Here is a 17,333-nt window from a genome sequence, read left to right as displayed (position 1 = left end):
CTTCCACCTCGTAAAATGCATTACATAGATACGCTTTTTTAGCCCTCAAGCACGACATAGTGCACCGCTCACTCCCTCATAACTGTCATGCCATGACCCACAGCAACATCGCCACCACCCACACCGCGCCCGCCCTCCTCAACCACAAACAACTGGCCAGAATGCGCAACAGCCCCGTCGCACGGCTGCTGGCGGGTTCGGTATGGATTCTGAAAGCGTGGCAACTGGACCTCGAATTCCCGCCCTCGATTCACGCTTACCTTGATCAACGGCTTGAGCAGGCCTTGCGCGACAGGCTTGGCCACCCCATTGATATCGATGCGCTGCATATCCAGTTCACGACCGTAGAAAATCCCACCGTGGAGAACAACGGCGAGGAACAATTCGATCTGCGCCTGTCCGTCCGGGAACTCGGCCGTGCCGTGCTCGATCCTCCGGCCTTTCTGGCGCTCCAGCGTTGCGCGGAGCCTGACCGGGCGCTGCACGAAGACTTCCCGCACTTCACGCTGGCCACCCTGTTTGCGCTGCTCATCGATACGCGGTGGACCCGTGAGTACGAGGAGCGGGTGTTGCGATTCTGGGAGCGACATGCCGATACCTGGCAAATGCTCGCCACCCTGTCGTTTCTCGACGGGCTGCGTCAGTTACAGCGCCGCAAACGCATCAGCATGGACGGGTACGTCCTTGCGCTGGACGCTGCGGGGTTCGAGTGGTTTCCAAAGACCTTGTCGGCACTGACCACCGAAAGGCATACCCCCCGCTCGGCAGTGCATCTGCTAACCCTCAACGATGACCTCATCCCGGGCGTGTTCCACCTGAGGTCCCGGTTCACGGGGCATTGCTACGTTCATGTACTCGGCGCCACCACACACTGCCACGAGTACATCAGCGACGATGAGCCCTGGAATCAGGACGCCGTCCTCAAAGCGCTGAACGCTTCACCCTGGCACCGGATGCACCTGGATCTTTCTCAGGCGCCGAACACGCTGGGGCTGAGCGAGCCGGTTGGGGATCTCTTCACGCAACTCAAGCAGGCACATCGGCAATTTTCCATTGACCGGCTCATGACCAGCGGTCCGTTCGAATCATTTGCACACGCTGCAGAGGACGAAGACGACGTGCTGATGGCGCCGATCCAGCCCGCGATGACACTGGTCAGCGTGCTGGATCACTGGCATGGCGAACCGAAGATCCTCGACCGCATCCCCACGCCGACAACTGTCGCGAACCGAATCATGGGCAATTGGCTCAAGGGGCTCGATGCAGGACCTCCCCATGACTTGGACCCGAAACACGTTTTCATCCGTTACGTGCGAGGCACCTCGACCACGCCGTGGGGCGATCCGCAACGACCGCCCACACACGTCGTCGTACCGAGTGAAACGCCGATGAGCCTCGGGCAGGCACTGATCAGAAATTATCGTGAAGAACATCCCAGCGGGTACACCGATGAGGGAGGCCGCTCGGTGGTGTACGTAGATGCAAGCGCCAAGGGCGTCTGGTCGCCCGAGGCAGAGCTGTCGATCACACCCGCGAGTGTCCAGGCGCATGTCGACAGCATCGAATTTCTCGACATGATGGCCAAGAGGCTCAGGCGTTTTTGGGACAGACAAGGCGCGGCCATCGAACGTTCTCTGAAGAAGACCTTCATCGCGCAGGCGGTGTTGAGCCTAAAAAATGGCGAGCTCTCTGCATCAGCATTCAGCCTGTTGGTGACCGCGCTCGAAGAGGCGGAGCAACACACCGCGCAACGTCAGACCCACTGTCACGCACTCGGCTTTTACCTGAACGCAGGCTCCGTGACGGGGGCGGACGCTCCGGCCTGTGTCGGGCTGCTGCTGTTCCGGCACAAAACACAGCCGACCGGCGTGCTGTATCAGGCGGGTCAGAAGCAGCCCTTCGTGGAACTCGATGACCCCAGGCGTCTGGCTCAGCATCTGGCCCACGCGGCAGCGGATGAACACTGGCGAAAGACGGTGCTCAACTACATGCCCAGCCGTTTTCACGAGCGCCTGGCCTATATCACCGCACTCTGGGGCGGCACCGCCCCCGTTCCTGCGCCGGTTTCCGACCTGCGCCCGTGGACCGAGCGAATTTACAACGAAGACGTGTACAAAACCCGGCAAGGCGGCGTCGCGGAACACGAGGTTTCCGGCTGTCCACTGGCGTTCATGGCCAGCGGGTTACGACAGAACGGCCACCATGACGCCGAAGACAGCATCGTCACGGATCGCGAGGTCGCGATAAACCACTGGAAGCAACAGGTGAGCCGATTGCAGCTGCTGCTGGCACCGATGGCGTTGCTGATGCCTGTCGCCGTTATTGCATCGCTGACGGCGAGCGCCGCAAGCCTGGCGCTGAATGTTCAGGCGGCCAGTCTGCCGGGGCATCGTGCAGCCGAACGAAAGCAGGTCTTTTTCGCAATCCTCAGCCTGGGGCTGTTGCAGCTGGGGCCAGCAACGCCCCGCCTGCTGCGGGTGTTCACTCAGCTCGCCACACCCGCGAAGGCGCTGGGCGTTGCCCGTGCGCTACCGTCCTCCCGAAGCTTCGCCGAATGGCTACGGGGCGCCACGCACTCGCGAAAAACCTACGTCAGCACCTTCTTCAATGGCACAGGGCCGATGAAAACCTGGAGCTTGCTCGGCAACGGCATGTTCGGCGTCGAGCCGGTCAGGGCCTGGAAGCTGGGGCGCAAGTTTCTGCTCTGGACCTCGGATCGCAACCAGGCGCGCACGCTGGTTGTCAGCAGTCACGGTTACTACCTGCCCTGGACCCGCACCACGGCCATTCCCAACGGCACGGAATTGCGCACCTACGCCCCTCATGGCCAGACGCTGATTGATCCGACCCTGCACCGTGTTGCCAGCCAGAACGTTATCCCCTACTCGCTGCTCAACACCACGCAGCCTCTTCCCGGCCCCAGGACGCCGCCTTTCTCGTCCTGGCTGGAAGCCGACACCTTGATGGCCGGCACGTCACTCCCAGGTCGGATCAAGAATTACACCCTGGCGAAATTTCAGAGTGAGCACTACGAAAGCTATCGATACATCGGTCATATCGTACGCAACACCCAGCAGTCGCCGCTGGCGGGACACTTACCGTCAACCCCCATGGACGTGCTGACCGTGCGCAATCGTTTCGGCATGACTAACCCGACCTTGCAGGACCTGTTCAACGAACTGAATCGCCATGGCATTCATTACGACAGGATTCTGTTGGTGCATTGCCGCTGCTCGGCGGTCAGCTCGCTGCTGGGACGAGTGCCTGACTTTCACGCGCCGATCGGTAACGCGCCGATCAGCCCGTAGGTGCCGGCCATCACCGATCAGCCGTTAACCGCAGCCCCCCATGGCGCAACAGGGTGGCCGCAGGCTAGCATGTCTGGGTCGACGGACTCTTTTACATTCAAGCGGACTGGTCATGCCCCTTCGTTCCACGCTCCACTCACAACGCTCCCTGCTGTTGACGTTGGTGATCCTTCTGGGGAGCGGCTTTCTGGCGACATCCTTGCTCAGCTATTTTGCTTCGCGAGATGCCATTCGAGACAGCATCGTCAACACCGAACTGCCACTGACGTCGGACACGGTCTACTCCGAAATCCAGAAGGATTTGGTCCGTCCGGTGTTGATCTCATCGATGATGGCCCGCGACACCTTTGTGCGCGACTGGGTCGTGGCCGGCGAAAAAGACCCGCAGCAGATGACCCGTTACCTCAAGGAGGTCATGGATCACTACGGTGCCTACACGGCCTTCTTCGTCTCCAACCACAGCCTGACGTACTACCAGGCCAAAGGCATTCTGAAAAAGATCAGCCCGGACGAGCCCCGTGACGTCTGGTACTACCGTGTGCGTGACATGGCCGATCCGTACGAGATCAACGTTGACCCGGACCTGGCGAACAAGGACAACCTGACCTTCTTCATCAACTACAAGGTTTTCGATTACAACGACAACTTCATCGGTGCCACAGGGGTCGGGCTGACCGTCGATGCCGTCATCAAGCTGATCGACCGATACCAGGAACGCTATCAACGCAGTGTGTATTTCGTCGACACCTTTGGCCGACTGGTGCTGACGGGCGCGCAAGGTGGTCCCGGCGGCGCAAAAGTCGGGCAGGTATTGCGCGAACTGCCCGACCTCAAGGGGCTTCAGCAGCAGATGCCCAAGCCACAAAGCGGCAGCTACCAGTACGATTCGCTGGATGACGCGCATTTCCTCAACGTGCGCTACATCCCCGAGCTGAACTGGTACCTGTTCGTCGACAAACGCGAAGACGGCGCGCTGGACGAGATTCGCCAGTCGCTGTACCTGAACCTGCTGATCTGTCTGGCCGTGATGGTGCTGGTGCTGTACCTGCTCAATCGGGTCATTCGCCGCTTCCAGGTCCGCATTGAAACCCAGGCCATGCTCGACAGCCTGACCGGCCTGCCCAACCGTCGCGGTTTCGACCGGATCGCCATGGACGCCATCGCGGATGCGCGCCGGGAGCACAAAGCGCTGTCGGCCATGCTGCTGGACCTGGATCACTTCAAGCGCCTGAACGACACCCACGGCCACCTGGCCGGTGATGAAGTGCTCACGGGCTTTGCGGACGATGTGCGGCGTTGCCTGCGCGATACCGACATTATTTGCCGATGGGGCGGCGAGGAGTTCATCATCCTGCTCAAGGACACCAACAGCAGCGGTGCCCGACGCGTCGCCGAGAAAATTCGTCTGCTGGCCGAGCAACATACCTACGTCTTCACCGGCGCGGCCCTGCAAGTCACGGTCAGCCTTGGCCTGACCGAACTGCACCCCGGCGACACCCTGCAAAGCCTGATTGCCCGTGCCGACCAGGCGCTCTACAGCGCCAAGCAGAACGGCCGCAATCGGGTCTGTACCGAAGTGGCAGAACCGGCATGAACGCGTCCGAACCAAGCCCCGACACATGCCCCGTCTGCGGCATGAGTAACCGCTGCACACTGGCCGATCCGCGCACCGTGGATCAGCCGTGCTGGTGCTTCACCGAAACCATTGACCCCGCCGTGCTGGCAGCGTTGCCCGAGGCCCTGCGCAACCAGGCATGCCTCTGTCCGCGCTGCGCCGGACTGGCTCAGGCCATCGAACCCGACCAGATTCAACGACCGGAATGAGCCATTGACGCTCCCACAGGTTCAACGACCTCCTGACCTGACGTAACATGCCCCACCCTCTTTGCACGCCAAACTGCCATGCGCCTCGACCGCCTCCTCAGCAACCTCCCCCGCTTCAGTCGCAAGGACGTGCGCCTTGCGCTGCTCGCCGGACGGGTAAAAGTCGATGGGCTGACGGTCAAGGACCCGCTGCACGAGGTTCGCGAATTCAGCCACGTCATGCTCGACGACGAAGTGCTGCAGACGGGCAAGCCCGCGCGTTACTTCATGCTGCACAAACCACCGGGATGCGTCAGCGCCACCACTGACCCTCAGCACCCGACCGTGCTCGATCTTTTGCACGAGCCCGACAAACACGACCTGCACATCGCCGGGCGCCTGGATTTCAACACCTCGGGACTGATGCTGATCACCAACGACGGCCAGTGGTCACGTCGTCTGACCCAGCCTGCCACCAAACTCCCGAAGGTTTACTACGTCGAAACCGAGCAGGACATCGGCGAGCATTACGTTCAGAAATTCGCGGAAGGCTTCTACTTCGCTTTCGAAGACCTGACCACGCAACCCGCTCTGCTGGCAATCCTCGACCCTCGCCGCGCACGATTGAGCATCGTCGAAGGCCGCTACCATCAGGTCAAACGCATGTTCGGTTTCTACGACAACAAGGTCGTGCGCCTGCATCGAGAAAGCATGGGCCCGTTACGCCTCGACCCGGCGCTGATGCCCGGCCAGTACCGGCCACTGACGGCTGAAGAGATTCAGCAGATCTGACGTCTTTCGACCGCCCGGCAGATCGTGTAGGACAATTCACGAATGGCACTTGCGGGTTGCCTCTACGCCTGCTTGAATCCAATCGTCGGTCCACATGTGACCGGAGAGTCACGAACGCACTCTAAGAAACCTTTTGTCGTCACGAGCGCCTTCAGGCACCAAAAGCGACACACCGCCCGCCAATAACAATACCTGTCGGACAGACTGTCCCGGACCGACATGGGCCCCCCTTTCAAGGCATTGCCTACCTGTCACGAAACTCGTGCAACGTGGTTGCGCGCACACCGGTTTTAACGTCAGGAGACATGGATATGAGGCCAGAAATCGCTGTGCTTGATATACAGGGCCAGTTTCGGGTTTACACGGAGTTCTATCGCGCAGATGCCGCAGAAAAGACCATCATCATGGTCAACGGCTCACTGGCCACTACTGCATCTTTCGCCCAGACCGTCCGCAACCTGCACCCGCAGTTCAACGTCGTGCTCTACGACCAGCCCTACGCGGGCAAATCAAAGCCTCACAACCTCCATGAACGACCGCTGACCAAAGAGATGGAAGGCCAGATCCTGCTGGAGCTAATCGACCATTTCAACGCCGAACACATCATGTCGTTCTCATGGGGTGGCGCGGCCGCGCTGGTGGCGCTGGCGCACCGACCCAAGCGCATTGAAAAGGCCGTGATCAGCTCGTTCTCGCCCGTCATCAACGAACACATGCACGACTACCTCACCCGAGGTCAGCAACACCTGGGCGCCTTTGATCGTTTCGAAGTCGGCAACCTGATCAACAGCACCATCGGCAAACACCTGCCGTCGCTGTTCAAGCGCTTTAACTACAAACACGTCAGCTCACTGGACCTGCACGAGTACGCGCAGATGCACCACCACATCAACCATGTGCTGGACGTCAGCACGCACAACCAGATCAAAGCCGCCAAACGCATCAACGTGCCGGTGCTGTTCATGAACGGCGAATGGGACGAATACACCGCCGCCCCCGACGCCCGACTGTTCGCCAATCACATTCGCGATTGCCACTTCACCACCATCAAAAGCGCCGGGCACTTCCTGGACATGGAACACAAAGCCGCGTGCCTGGAATCCCGGAACGCACTGTTGAGTTTCCTCACGCCGGCACCCGAACCCAGCCGAACCCGCTACCGACAGGCACACACGCACCATGCATTTGCAATCTGACCGTGAAGGTCTCAAGGAACGGATTCATTCGCCAGCGCCCGCCTGCCAGCCTTCGGCGAATGAATCCCGAACCTTCCCCGCAACACCCCGCAACACCCACTGATTTCCACGCACCGCATTTAACGCTTCAATTCAGTGCCCGCTTCTGGTACAAAGTGACCCGCTGAAAGCGTCAAAAGCGGGTGTCGTATAATGGCATTACTCCAGCTTCCCAAGCTGATAACGAGGGTTCGATTCCCTTCACCCGCTCCAGTCTCTCCAAACCCCGCCCGAAAGACCTCCTCATTCCTGATTTGATCTGCCGATCCGCCCTTGCGCCTCTGTTTGCACCAAGCTACCACTTTTCCAGATACCCCCAATCACTTCTTTTCGCTTCTTCAGATACCCCGCACGCGCGTACGGTGGTGCCATCTGAAAGCAGCAGGCGAAGACGATGGAAAAGGTTCAGGTATCACCCTCTCGCACGGGTTCCCACGATCAGTCTCACAATGCCAAATGGGGCATTGCGGCCGGGTTTTCGGCGAGTCTGGTGGGTATTGGTCTTGCCCGGTTTGCGTATACGCCTTTGCTGCCCGCGATCATTGATGCCGGGTGGTTTGATGCGTCGAAGGCCGCGTACCTGGGTGCGGCGAATCTGGCGGGGTATCTGCTGGGTGCGTTGACTGGGCGGGTGATGGCGCAGAGGTCGTCGACGGCGTTCACGCTCAGGGCAATGATGCTGCTGGCCAGTGTGGCCTTTTTTGCCTGTGCGTTTCCGGTGTCTTATCTGTGGTTTTTTGTCTGGCGGTTGTTATCGGGGATCTCGGGTGGCGCGCTGATGGTGCTGGCTGCGCCTGCGGTGTTGGCGTATGTGCCGCCGTCGAAGAGAGGGCTTTCGGGCGGGATCATTTTCATGGGGGTCGGGGTCGGTATCGCGGCGTCGGGCACGTTGGTGCCGCTGTTGCTGCAGCAAGGTTTGAAGCAGACCTGGCTGGGGCTGGGGATCATTTCTCTGGTGTTCACGGCGATTGCCTGGAAGGGTTGGCCGAAGCAGGACGCTGCGCCCGTTCACGCTGTTCAGCATCCGCGTCAATCCAACAACACGACGCTCAAGGCGTTGTACGCCGAGTACGCGCTCAACGCGGCGGGCTGGGTGCCGCACATGATTTTTCTGGTGGCCTTTATTGCTCACGGGTTGGGTCAGGGGCTTGAAGTCGGGGCTCAATATTGGGTGCTGTTCGGCATTGGCGCGACACTCGGCCCATTGCTGGCGGGCGTGTTGGCCGACCGCGTCGGCTTCGGCCTGGCGCTGCGGTTGTCGTTCATCCTGGAAGGTGTGTGTGTCTGCATCCCGGCGTTGGGCCTGGGCACGCCATGGTTGATGGCCTCCAGCGTGGTGGTCGGCGCATTTGTAACGGGGACCGTGCCGCTGGTCCTGGGCCGTGTGCAGGAACTGCTGGTGCACCATCCCGCGCAACAAAACGCCGCGTGGCGGACGGCCACGGTAGGCTTCGCGCTGTTTCAGGCAGTGGCGGCGTATGGTTTTTCGTACTTGTTCTCGTACAGCGGCGGGAACTACGCCCTGTTGTTCCTGTTGGGAACCGGCGCCATCGCCCTCGCCTTGCTGATCGACATCGTGGCTTCACGAAGCGTTGATGAAGCGGCTCCTCGCTGATGTCACGCAAGCTGCCTGACGATCTGCGGGCGACCGCCATTTTCCTGATGCACGCTGTCAAGAAAGGTCGCCAGCGCGCTGGAGAAATGGCTGTCGATGCGTCGGACGAACACCGTTTCAACCTGGGAAAAAGCCGTCGGCAGTTCATGCACGGCGACCCGGCCTTCCTGCCAGGCGTCAGCCACAACGCCTCGAGGAAGGAGCGTGATGCCAACGCCCGCCGACACACAGGCGATGATGGCGTCGATGGAGCCGAACTCAAGTGGCTCCGGCACCAGCAGGCCCATACTCGCCAATAACGCGTCCAGGCGCTGCCGATAGGAACAGCCGACACGAAACACCACGGTTTTCAGATGGGCGATCGCGCGCACAGCGTCCAGCGAGCGCACGGCACGGGAGGTGACGAGCACCAGCTCCTCGTGAAAGACGGTTTCGGTCTGCAACTCTGGATGACTGACCGGCCCTGCCACGAATGCCCCCTCGAGCTTACAGTCGACGACATCCTGAATCAGGCTGCTGGTGGTGCCGGTCCGCACCATTGGCCGAACGTCTGGCCACGCTTTGGCGAAGCGGGCGATCAACAGCGGCAAGCGAAGCGCGAGGGTGGTTTCCAGCGTGCCGATTTCCAGCACACCGGCCGGCGTGCCGTCATCGCGCGCAGCGGCCGATGCGTCGGAAAGAAGCTTGGACAGCCTGGCGGCATAGGGCAGCACGCGTCGGCCTGCCGGGGTGATCTGCACGCCCTTGGCGCTGCGTTGAAACAGCGAAACCCCGAGTTCATCTTCCAGCGAGCGGATTCTTGAGGAAACGTTCGACTGCACGGTGTTCAGTTCGACTGCGGCCTTGTTCATGCTGCCGTGCCGTGCGACGGCTTCCACAACCTTCAGATCGATAACGTCCACTGCATCACCTGCTATCTCGAATGAAACCAACCTGACCTCCAGGTTATTGGTTTTTGAGATTATTCCTCAACCCATGCGGTGACAAGCGCACGTAATCTTTCGAGAGCGGAAAAGTACAAAGCCCCGGCAAGAACCGAGGCTTCGTTTTTGTTCACGCATTTACTTTTTCGCTTTGGATTTAGCCTTTGGTGCTTCTTTATGGGCCTCGGCCGGCTTGGCTTTAGCGACTGCCGCGGGCTGTGCTTTCATTGCGGTCCGCTCCTGATAAGCCGGTAACGACGCAGCAAACGCCATCGCCTCCTCGCGCGAACCAAACGACCCGAGTCGGTCGTGGTGAGTGCAGACCCGCCATGGGCCGTTGTTGACGTTGATCACGTCGTAGCCGTTGAAATGGGTTTTGCTGAGCATCGCTGTGTGCATGGTGACCTCCCTCTCATTCAGAGAGTGTTATGGATTGTCCCGAAAGACCTTACACCCGGTCGCCCTCGTATGAGGGGCCGTTAGACAGATGGCGTCAGGGCTTAAGCGGTCGTTCTTCGTCTTTTTCCGACAGGTTTTTCCCATCGTCCGGGTGCTTCCAGGTTTGCGGGGGCGGCGTTTCGCGCCTTTGCTTATCGGTGGCTTCAACCCGTTCGAATTCGTCGGCGGACGGCGACGACCTGTCGCGACGCGGCGTTTCCATGGGGCTTGGATGAGGGCCGGGGCTTTGCGCGGCGGCGGTATTCACTGGATCGGTTTTCATGATGACCTCTCAGCGAACCGGATTTGGGGTTCAAGCGTTAGAAACAGGCTCGACACAGGGGTTCGAAATATCTTCCGGACGGTCCGACGACGGCTCCGGCGTTGACAAGGTCGACCTGGCTTCCTATAAGTCCACTCCGTTTGGCCGCTCGGCCAGCCTGCTCACCTGAACGCGAAGCGAGAAGATGGAATTCACGGATTTTGACGCTGAACTTGCCGACTGGCATCAACTGCAAACCGCTCACCCGTGTTCAGGTTTGCTGTTGGGCAACGGTGCCAGCCTCGCGGTGTGGAAGAACTTCGCCTACGACTCGCTGTTCGAGCTGGCGCAGACCACCCGCAATAAGCCGCTGAGCGCGACCGAGCTTGCGCTGTTCAAATCCATGGAAACCGAAAACTTCGAGCCCGTCCTCAGCGGCCTGAAGGTGGCGATGCGGGTGAACGCGGCGCTGACGATCAGTTCGTCGTCGCCACGCAACCGTTACTTCGCGATCAAGGAAGCACTCATTCACGGGATTCGTTCGGCGCACATTCCATGGCGTTTGATGGCGCCGTCGACCATCGCACACATCAGCCAGGCGCTGAGCCAGTACGCGACGGTCTACTCCACCAACTATGACCTGCTGGCCTATTGGGCGGTGATGCATGGCGCACAGCCGTTCGACGATCTGTTCGATGACGACGCGGTCTTCAACCTGCACCGGACCACCAGCCACGCCACGCGCATCCTCTATCTGCATGGCGGCATGCACCTGGTGAAAAACTTCGACGGCACCGCGCGCAAGCTGATGTCCTCTGAAAGCACGCTGCTGGGTAGCTTTGCCGTCAATGCGCTGGAAGACGTCCCGCTGTTCGTCTGTGAGGGTCGCAGCAACGACAAGATGAAAATCATCCGAGGCTCGGACTACCTCTCGTTCTGCCACGCCCAACTGGCGCAACACCAGGGCTCGCTGTGCATCTTCGGGCATTCGCTGGGCAAACAGGACCGACACATCCTGGACGCCGTGCTGCAGGCCAGACCGACCACGCTCGCCATCTCGATCCTTGCGCGCAGCGAAGCGTTCATCCAGCATCAAAAGCGGCACTACAGTGCGTTGTTCGAAGGACAGAACATCGAGTTGAAGTTCTTCGACGCCAAAACGCATCCGCTGGGCAATCCCGAGTTTTCGGTGCCGGTGGCGCGGTTGAAGGAAGGGTTGGAGATCAGGAAGGGCTGAGCGTCAGCGATGTTCGTATTCCCAACCTCTGCACGCCAGCGCCACATGCTTGGGTATGAGCGCAGCGCCACTGCTGTAAGCAGTAATGGTTCGGCGCGTAAAACCAAGCTCGACCGCCGCAGCCGACAGCGACAAGTTGTTTTTTGCCATCCACTGCTTGAACTCCCAGGTTGGCATCACTTCGCCAGATTGCTCCAGCGCCAGCCGATGGAGCGTAGATGCCGCCAATTCAAGATCATCGCCCCAAGTGACGTCAAACCCCCACTCGCCGACGGTCACCCTGCTGAACCGCTCGGGGTCTTTCAAGGGCGAGAGGATAGGAAACTGATCGAGAACGTCAGACAGATCGACGATGTGCCGTTTGCCGTTGTTCCAATCAACAGTCAGTGCGTGCTTACCTGCAACAGGCTGTACGCCAGCGATACGTAATTTGCTCGCCATAGGTCAGGTCCTCCGGTTTTGCTCGTACCATATCCGCCAGAGTTCGGCGGAATGAGATCGGGCCCACATCAAAGCGGCTTTCAGTGCTTTAGGCTCGGCCCCTTTGCCCAGGACTCTAAAGCCGTCGATCTGCACCAGCGACTCCCCATCCGGTGTTTGCACATGGAAATGCGGCGGAGCATGGTCGTCCGGATAAATCTTGATCTTCCAATTTCGGTCGCTTTGTACGGTAGCCATGGCGACGAATACTAGAGAAAATTTTTCTCTACCGCAAATACCGTGGCCACAAAAAAACCGGACCACCAAAGCCCGGTTTCTTTCCGCTCAATCCACACCCGCTCCCAAACTTCCCACCACTGCCGGCTTACTCGTTACTTTCCGACAACGCCCCCACCACGACCGTGTTGCCGTGCGCCTTCTTATTGACACTGGCAGCGACCGATTCTGTCAACAGTCGGACGCTGCTGAGAGAGGCGAGGCGGTCGCTGCTCGTCGATTTCACGACGCTCGCTGACCACTGACCCGCCACGGTCGCTATCCATGCGAACAGGAACACCACGACACCTTGCAACGCCCACTTTCCGATGACCGACACGATTGTTCTCCTGGCTGAATTCGACGCCACCCATTTGACCTTCAAATGGTTGCAGGAAGATGGCATTCAATTTCTGCACCAATATTCAAAGGTGTGCAGCGGCCAGCAGGAAAATCCTCACAAACGGCGTTTCCCCCCTGAAACGCGAAGTGTACGGCCAATTCTGTCGGTATCTGTTAAGGGGCTTTGCGGGTCATCTGTGGCTGAATGGAAGCCTTCGTTCCACGCTTGGCTTTTATTCTTAAAACAAAAGGCACGACTCAACATGTCCTCTCGCGAAAACACCGGCATGGTCCTCGGACTGGTCGGCGTGGTGATCTTCAGTCTGACGCTGCCCATGACCCGCATCGTGGTTCAGGAAATCCATCCTTTGCTCAATGGCCTCGGCCGTGCGTTGTTCGCGGCGATTCCAGCGGCAGCTTTGTTGCTCTGGCGTCGGGAGAAATGGCCGACCCGCGCCCAGTTCAAAGCGCTGATGGTCGTCGCGCTGGGCGTGATCATCGGCTTTCCGGTGCTGTCGGCCTGGGCCATGAAAACCCTGCCAGCCTCCCACGGTGCGCTGGTCAACGGCCTGCAGCCTTTGCTGGTGGCGATCTACGCGGCATGGCTGTCCCATGAACGTCCTTCAAAAGCGTTCTGGCTCTGCGCGGCGATGGGCAGTGTGCTGGTATTGGGCTATGCGCTGATCAGCGGTGCGGGCAACTTACAGGCCGGTGACCTGCTGATGGTGGGAGCCGTGGCCATTGGTGGGCTGGGTTACGCCGAAGGCGGCCGGCTGGCCAAACAGATGGGCGGCTGGCAGGTGATCTGCTGGGCGCTGGTGATTTCCATTCCGGTGTTGATCATCCCGGTCGGTTACCTCGCCTCGCAGCACGAAGGGCCGATCTCGACAGGCGCGTGGTGGGCGTTTGGTTACGTGTCGTTGTTCTCGCAATTCATCGGCTTTTTCGCCTGGTACGCAGGCCTTGCCATGGGCGGGATTGCCCGCGTCAGTCAAATCCAGCTGGTTCAGCTGTTCTTCACCATGGCGTTTTCGGCGCTGTTCTTCGGCGAACACATTGACCCGGTCACCTGGATTTTTGCCGCCGGCGTGGTCGTGACGCTGGCCATCGGTCGCAAGACGGCGGTCATCGCGCCCAAACCGGTCGTGGCTACGCGGCTTTAGCCGATCAGATGATCTGCCTGGAGCAAGGTCTCCAGGCAGTGTTCCTGAATGCCATAGAACGTCTTCAATTCCTGAATTTTCGCCAGCAGTTCTGCAGGATCGGCCGGCGTTGCGCGTTTGACGGCCAGGATCATCTTGTTCTTGTTGGTGTGCTCCAGCGAAATGAACTCAAAGACTTTGGTCTCGTAGCCACACACTTCCAGCAACAACGCACGCAGCGCATCGGTGACCATCTCGGCCTGCTGCCCCATGTGCAGACCGTATTGCAACATCGGCTTGAGCAGCGTCGGGCTCTGGATCTGCAGGCGAATCTGTTTGTGACAGCATGGCGAGCACATGATGATCGAGGCGCCCGAACGAATACCAGTGTGAATCGCGTAATCGGTGGCGATGTCGCAGGCGTGCAAGGCAATCATCACGTCCAGCTCGCTCGGCGCCACCGAACGCACGTCGCCACACTTGAACACCAGCCCGGGGTGCTCCAGACGTGCGGCGGCGTTGTTGCACAAGGTGACCATGTCTTCACGCAACTCGACGCCCGTGACGTTGCCTTCGGCCTGCAAGGTATTACGCAGGTAATCGTGGATGGCAAACGTCAGATAGCCCTTGCCTGAGCCGAAATCGGCCACCGTCACCGGCTTGTCGAGCGTGATCGGCGAGGTCGACAGCGCGTGGGAGAACACCTCGATGAACTTGTTGATCTGCTTCCATTTGCGCGACATCGCCGGAATCAGTTCATGCTGCTTGTTGGTCACACCCAGATCCGTGAGGAACGGACGGCTCAGCTCCAGATAGCGCTTCTTCTCGCGATCATGTTCCGCCGAAGGCGCCTCACGCTGTTGCTGTGAGGTGTTGCGGAACAGGGTGCTCTTGCCTTTCTTGCTGAACTCCAGCTGCACCTCGTCAGTGAGCGACAGCAGATGCGCGTTTTTGAACGATGCGGGCAGCAGGCTGGCGATCAGCGTTTGCGCCTCCACCAGCGGATGGTTCTTGGTGATGTCGCGGGTCTTGTAGCGATACACAAACGACAAACAAGGCTGATCCTTGATCGTCGTGGGTTTGATGATGATCCGTTGCAGCTCGGCCTCGGTCCCGACGTGCTTGGCCAGCACCAGCTTGATCAGTGAGTTCTGCGTCAGACAGGTGTCGAGCAGACTCAGGAACTGGGCGCGGTGATCCTGCGCGGGAGCGGCGTTGGCTGCAGTAACGGACATCGGGTGAACCCTGTGGATGCGAAAAATGCGAGGGCCGTATTTTAGGCGGGTTGACGGGCCGTGGTGGATTTAATTATTGACCACCACAAGGCCGTAGATCGGATTCCACTACTCCAGCACCACCAGACGGTTCGGCAGCTCGTTGCGCGGCTGGGTCACCGGCACCTGATCGCTCAGCACCTCGCCGCACGAACGAATACAGCCCAGAAAGCCTTCCAGGATCTTCCCTTCGCTCACCTGCCGGGTGAACACATCGACCATTGAACGCCAGACCATGTCATCCACATGACGGGCGATGCCGTCGTCAACGATGATTTCGACGTAACGCTCGGCTTCGCTGACGAAAATCAACACTCCCGTGCCATTAGCCGTCGCGTGCAGGTTTTGCTCCAGGAACTGACGCCGCGCCAGACTTCCCGCTCGCCAGTGCCGAACCGATCCGGGCACCAAGCGAGAGGTCATTGCGGGCAGCCGGCACACCAGCGCGACGACGATGAACGTCGCAATCTGAGTCAACAACAGCTCGTTGGCATTCAGCCAACCGGGATAAAAATTGATCAACCCGGGCACGAGCAGCGCAACCAGTCCGGCCCAGATCAAAGGCACGTAAGCATAATCGTCGGCACTTGCGGCCAGCACGGTCACCAGTTCGGCGTCCGTCTGACGCTCGACCGCTTCGATGGCTTGAGCAACCTGCTTCTGTTCGTCTTCAGTGAGTAACCCCATGCACTGCAATCCTTATTGAGCTATCGACTACCAGCCACCGGAGGCACCGCCGCCGCCAAAACTGCCACCACCGCCGCGCATGCCCCCGCCACCGCCGGAGCCGCCGGAACCGAAGCCACCACCGCCGCCTCCCGAGCCGATATAGCCACCGCCCAGGCCACCCAAAGCACGGCCCCAGCGCATGTTGATAAAGACGAAGGCCACGAAGAGGATGAGAAACAGCAGGCTCATTTTCCAGTCAGTGACATCGTCGCCCCCGGACGCACCGACCGCGGGCTCAGCCAGCGGATCGCCGCCCAGCACCTGCACGATGGCTTCGGTGCCTTTACTGATGCCGCCGACGAAATCACCTTGCTTGAACGCCGGCGTGATGACCTGATTGATGATCACCGAGGACTGTGCGTCCGTCAGCCGGTCTTCCAGGCCGTAGCCGACTTCGATACGCACCTTGCGCTCGTCCTTGGCGACGATCAGTAACGCGCCGTTGTCTTTGCCCTTCTGGCCGATGCCCCAAAAACGACCGAGTTGGTAGCCAAAATCCTCAATGGTCGAGCCTTGCAGATTGGGCAGCGTGACCACCACGACCTGTTCAGTGGTGAGCTCTTCATGAGCCCGCAGCATCTGGGACAGCCGCTCCTTGCTCTCGTTGTCGATCATTGCGGCCGTGTCGACGACCTGACCGCTCAGCGCTGGAAACTTCAGTTCGGCCTGGGCCCATTGGGCACACAGGCCAACCGACATCGCCAGAAAGGCGAACAGAATGCCCCGCCCCGCGCGCGCCATCAGAATTTCACTTGCGGCGCTTTGTCAGCGTCTGCAGCGGTGGCTTCGAAGTTAGGCCGGATCGGCAGATCGCTGTACATCACCGAATGCCAGAGACGACCAGGAAAGGTACGGATTTCGGTGTTGTACTTCTCAACCGCAGCGATGAAATCGCGACGTGCCACGGCAATCCGGTTTTCTGTCCCCTCAAGCTGCGATTGCAGCGACAGGAAGTTCTGGTTGGACTTCAGGTCCGGATAGCGCTCGGACACCACCATCAGACGACTCAAAGCACCGGTCAACTGACCTTGCGCGTCCTGAAACTGCTTGAGTTTGGCCGGATCGTTGAGCGTATTGGCATCGATCTGGATAGACGTGGCCTTGGCCCGGGCCTCGATCACCGCCGTGAGCGTCTCCTGCTCCTGCTTGGCATAGCCCTTCACGGTTTCGACCAGATTGGGGATCAGGTCGGCGCGGCGCTGATACTGGTTCTGCACCTGGGCCCAGGCGGCTTTGACCTGCTCGTCATAGGTCGGAATATTGTTGATGCCGCAACCGGCCAGCAACGTGCTTAACAGCATCAGCAGCGCCAGTGACAAATTGTAACGACTGCCCCGAATGTGCCCGTAACGCTCTATTTGCATGGCCTGTGTGCCCCTTCATGTCCTGCATTAGTCTTCCCGTCTGACCATGACTTTAGCCAAATCGGACGATCCCCGGCATAATCTTGCCCCATCACGTTGTCAGGGCACTGGATTGCCAAGCAGCAATCAGATAAAACTCGCTGCGCTACTGATGCTCATATGCCTCGGGAGTT

At 59.6% G+C, this 17,333-nt stretch carries 17 protein-coding genes, 1 tRNA gene and 1 pseudogene; 9 read left to right on the top strand and 10 right to left on the bottom strand.

What is annotated here, in order from left to right:
* Positions 1-92 precede the first annotated feature (92 nt).
* The 7 genes from BLS87_RS22200 to BLS87_RS22170 all read left to right on the top strand — a co-directional run bounded on the left by BLS87_RS22200 (position 93) and on the right by BLS87_RS22170 (position 8,753).
* Positions 93-3,308 (top strand): dermonecrotic toxin domain-containing protein, encoded by a 3,216-nt coding sequence (locus BLS87_RS22200; protein WP_074755666.1) that lies wholly within the window; start codon positions 93-95, stop codon positions 3,306-3,308.
* A gap of 112 nt (positions 3,309-3,420) precedes the next feature.
* Positions 3,421-4,902: a sensor domain-containing diguanylate cyclase gene (locus BLS87_RS22195; protein ID WP_074755664.1), complete on the top strand. Its 1,482-nt coding sequence runs from the start codon at positions 3,421-3,423 to the stop codon at positions 4,900-4,902.
* Positions 4,899-5,132, top strand: a complete 234-nt coding sequence (locus tag BLS87_RS22190) for a cysteine-rich CWC family protein (protein WP_074755662.1) — start codon at positions 4,899-4,901, stop codon at positions 5,130-5,132. Before BLS87_RS22195 ends, BLS87_RS22190 begins: the two co-directional genes overlap by 4 nt.
* A 78-nt stretch (positions 5,133-5,210) precedes the next feature.
* Positions 5,211-5,903, top strand: coding sequence for a pseudouridine synthase (locus BLS87_RS22185; protein ID WP_074755660.1), 693 nt, complete (start codon positions 5,211-5,213; stop codon positions 5,901-5,903).
* 311 nt (positions 5,904-6,214) lie between these two features.
* A complete protein-coding gene (locus BLS87_RS22180) occupies positions 6,215-7,099 on the top strand; it encodes an alpha/beta fold hydrolase (protein ID WP_074755658.1) in 885 nt (294 codons plus the stop codon).
* A 178-nt stretch (positions 7,100-7,277) separates the two neighbouring features.
* A tRNA-Gly gene (locus BLS87_RS22175) sits at positions 7,278-7,351 on the top strand.
* Positions 7,352-7,532: 181 nt separating this feature from the next.
* The gene (locus BLS87_RS22170; RefSeq protein ID WP_074755656.1) at positions 7,533-8,753 is read left to right on the top strand and encodes a YbfB/YjiJ family MFS transporter; all 1,221 of its coding nucleotides are present in this window, start codon (positions 7,533-7,535) and stop codon (positions 8,751-8,753) included.
* Between the two features lie 2 nt (positions 8,754-8,755).
* On the opposite strand, the gene BLS87_RS22165 is transcribed toward BLS87_RS22170, so the two are convergent.
* The 3 genes and pseudogenes from BLS87_RS22165 to BLS87_RS22155 all read right to left on the bottom strand — a co-directional run bounded on the left by BLS87_RS22165 (position 8,756) and on the right by BLS87_RS22155 (position 10,397).
* Complete coding sequence (locus BLS87_RS22165) at positions 8,756-9,655, bottom strand: LysR family transcriptional regulator (RefSeq protein ID WP_074755654.1); 900 nt, start codon at positions 9,653-9,655, stop codon at positions 8,756-8,758.
* A gap of 252 nt (positions 9,656-9,907) precedes the next feature.
* Positions 9,908-10,075 (bottom strand): annotated as a pseudogene (locus tag BLS87_RS34720) (SPOR domain-containing protein); the annotation flags it as partial.
* 94 nt (positions 10,076-10,169) lie between these two features.
* Positions 10,170-10,397, bottom strand: coding sequence for a hypothetical protein (locus BLS87_RS22155; protein ID WP_074755652.1), 228 nt, complete (start codon positions 10,395-10,397; stop codon positions 10,170-10,172).
* A 184-nt stretch (positions 10,398-10,581) separates the two neighbouring features.
* Here BLS87_RS22155 and BLS87_RS22150 point away from each other — a divergent pair, with 184 nt between their 5' ends.
* Entirely contained in the window at positions 10,582-11,613 is a 1,032-nt protein-coding gene (locus BLS87_RS22150; RefSeq protein WP_074755650.1) for a DUF4917 family protein, read from the top strand.
* A gap of 3 nt (positions 11,614-11,616) precedes the next feature.
* On the opposite strand, the gene BLS87_RS22145 is transcribed toward BLS87_RS22150, so the two are convergent.
* From BLS87_RS22145 to BLS87_RS22135, 3 genes are all read right to left on the bottom strand, one after another.
* On the bottom strand, positions 11,617-12,054 hold the full coding sequence (locus BLS87_RS22145) for a DUF2442 domain-containing protein (RefSeq protein ID WP_074755648.1): 438 nt from the start codon (positions 12,052-12,054) through the stop codon (positions 11,617-11,619).
* A gap of 3 nt (positions 12,055-12,057) precedes the next feature.
* On the bottom strand, positions 12,058-12,291 hold the full coding sequence (locus BLS87_RS22140) for a DUF4160 domain-containing protein (RefSeq protein ID WP_074755797.1): 234 nt from the start codon (positions 12,289-12,291) through the stop codon (positions 12,058-12,060).
* A 127-nt stretch (positions 12,292-12,418) separates the two neighbouring features.
* Positions 12,419-12,649, bottom strand: coding sequence for a hypothetical protein (locus BLS87_RS22135; RefSeq protein ID WP_074755646.1), 231 nt, complete (start codon positions 12,647-12,649; stop codon positions 12,419-12,421).
* 265 nt (positions 12,650-12,914) lie between these two features.
* Here BLS87_RS22135 and BLS87_RS22130 point away from each other — a divergent pair, with 265 nt between their 5' ends.
* Positions 12,915-13,814: a DMT family transporter gene (locus BLS87_RS22130; RefSeq protein ID WP_074755644.1), complete on the top strand. Its 900-nt coding sequence runs from the start codon at positions 12,915-12,917 to the stop codon at positions 13,812-13,814.
* On the opposite strand, the gene BLS87_RS22125 is transcribed toward BLS87_RS22130, so the two are convergent.
* The 4 genes from BLS87_RS22125 to BLS87_RS22110 all read right to left on the bottom strand — a co-directional run bounded on the left by BLS87_RS22125 (position 13,811) and on the right by BLS87_RS22110 (position 17,160).
* The gene (locus tag BLS87_RS22125) at positions 13,811-15,028 is read right to left on the bottom strand and encodes a class I SAM-dependent methyltransferase (protein WP_074755642.1); all 1,218 of its coding nucleotides are present in this window, start codon (positions 15,026-15,028) and stop codon (positions 13,811-13,813) included. The two genes, BLS87_RS22130 and BLS87_RS22125, sit on opposite strands and share 4 nt — an antisense overlap.
* A 108-nt stretch (positions 15,029-15,136) precedes the next feature.
* Positions 15,137-15,754: a TPM domain-containing protein gene (locus BLS87_RS22120; protein ID WP_074755640.1), complete on the bottom strand. Its 618-nt coding sequence runs from the start codon at positions 15,752-15,754 to the stop codon at positions 15,137-15,139.
* Positions 15,755-15,781: 27 nt separating this feature from the next.
* Positions 15,782-16,495, bottom strand: a complete 714-nt coding sequence (locus tag BLS87_RS22115) for a TPM domain-containing protein (protein ID WP_244165883.1) — start codon at positions 16,493-16,495, stop codon at positions 15,782-15,784.
* 41 nt (positions 16,496-16,536) lie between these two features.
* Positions 16,537-17,160, bottom strand: coding sequence for a LemA family protein (locus tag BLS87_RS22110; RefSeq protein ID WP_074755636.1), 624 nt, complete (start codon positions 17,158-17,160; stop codon positions 16,537-16,539).
* Positions 17,161-17,333: the final 173 nt, after the last annotated feature.

The sequence above is a fragment of the Pseudomonas abietaniphila genome (assembly GCF_900100795.1).
GTDB lineage: Bacteria > Pseudomonadota > Gammaproteobacteria > Pseudomonadales > Pseudomonadaceae > Aquipseudomonas > Aquipseudomonas abietaniphila.
The sequence above is the reverse complement of the archived record's forward strand: the minus strand, read 5'-3'. Positions and strand labels throughout refer to the sequence as shown.

Excerpts from the sequence above, each read along its gene's own strand:
- BLS87_RS22120 (WP_074755640.1), bottom strand. The coding sequence starts at position 15,754 with ATGGGGTTACTCACTGAAGACGAACAGAAGCAGGTTGCTCAAGCCATC.
- BLS87_RS22110 (WP_074755636.1), bottom strand. The coding sequence starts at position 17,160 with ATGCAAATAGAGCGTTACGGGCACATTCGGGGCAGTCGTTACAATTTG.
- BLS87_RS22115 (WP_244165883.1), bottom strand. The coding sequence starts at position 16,495 with ATGTCGGTTGGCCTGTGTGCCCAATGGGCCCAGGCCGAACTGAAGTTT.
- BLS87_RS22130 (WP_074755644.1), top strand. The coding sequence starts at position 12,915 with ATGTCCTCTCGCGAAAACACCGGCATGGTCCTCGGACTGGTCGGCGTG.
- BLS87_RS22155 (WP_074755652.1), bottom strand. The coding sequence starts at position 10,397 with ATGAAAACCGATCCAGTGAATACCGCCGCCGCGCAAAGCCCCGGCCCT.
- BLS87_RS22170 (WP_074755656.1), top strand. The coding sequence starts at position 7,533 with ATGGAAAAGGTTCAGGTATCACCCTCTCGCACGGGTTCCCACGATCAG.
- BLS87_RS22190 (WP_074755662.1), top strand. The coding sequence starts at position 4,899 with ATGAACGCGTCCGAACCAAGCCCCGACACATGCCCCGTCTGCGGCATG.
- BLS87_RS22150 (WP_074755650.1), top strand. The coding sequence starts at position 10,582 with ATGGAATTCACGGATTTTGACGCTGAACTTGCCGACTGGCATCAACTG.
- BLS87_RS22180 (WP_074755658.1), top strand. The coding sequence starts at position 6,215 with ATGAGGCCAGAAATCGCTGTGCTTGATATACAGGGCCAGTTTCGGGTT.
- BLS87_RS22195 (WP_074755664.1), top strand. The coding sequence starts at position 3,421 with ATGCCCCTTCGTTCCACGCTCCACTCACAACGCTCCCTGCTGTTGACG.
- BLS87_RS22200 (WP_074755666.1), top strand. The coding sequence starts at position 93 with ATGACCCACAGCAACATCGCCACCACCCACACCGCGCCCGCCCTCCTC.
- BLS87_RS22125 (WP_074755642.1), bottom strand. The coding sequence starts at position 15,028 with ATGTCCGTTACTGCAGCCAACGCCGCTCCCGCGCAGGATCACCGCGCC.
- BLS87_RS22185 (WP_074755660.1), top strand. The coding sequence starts at position 5,211 with ATGCGCCTCGACCGCCTCCTCAGCAACCTCCCCCGCTTCAGTCGCAAG.
- BLS87_RS22140 (WP_074755797.1), bottom strand. The coding sequence starts at position 12,291 with ATGGCTACCGTACAAAGCGACCGAAATTGGAAGATCAAGATTTATCCG.
- BLS87_RS22145 (WP_074755648.1), bottom strand. The coding sequence starts at position 12,054 with ATGGCGAGCAAATTACGTATCGCTGGCGTACAGCCTGTTGCAGGTAAG.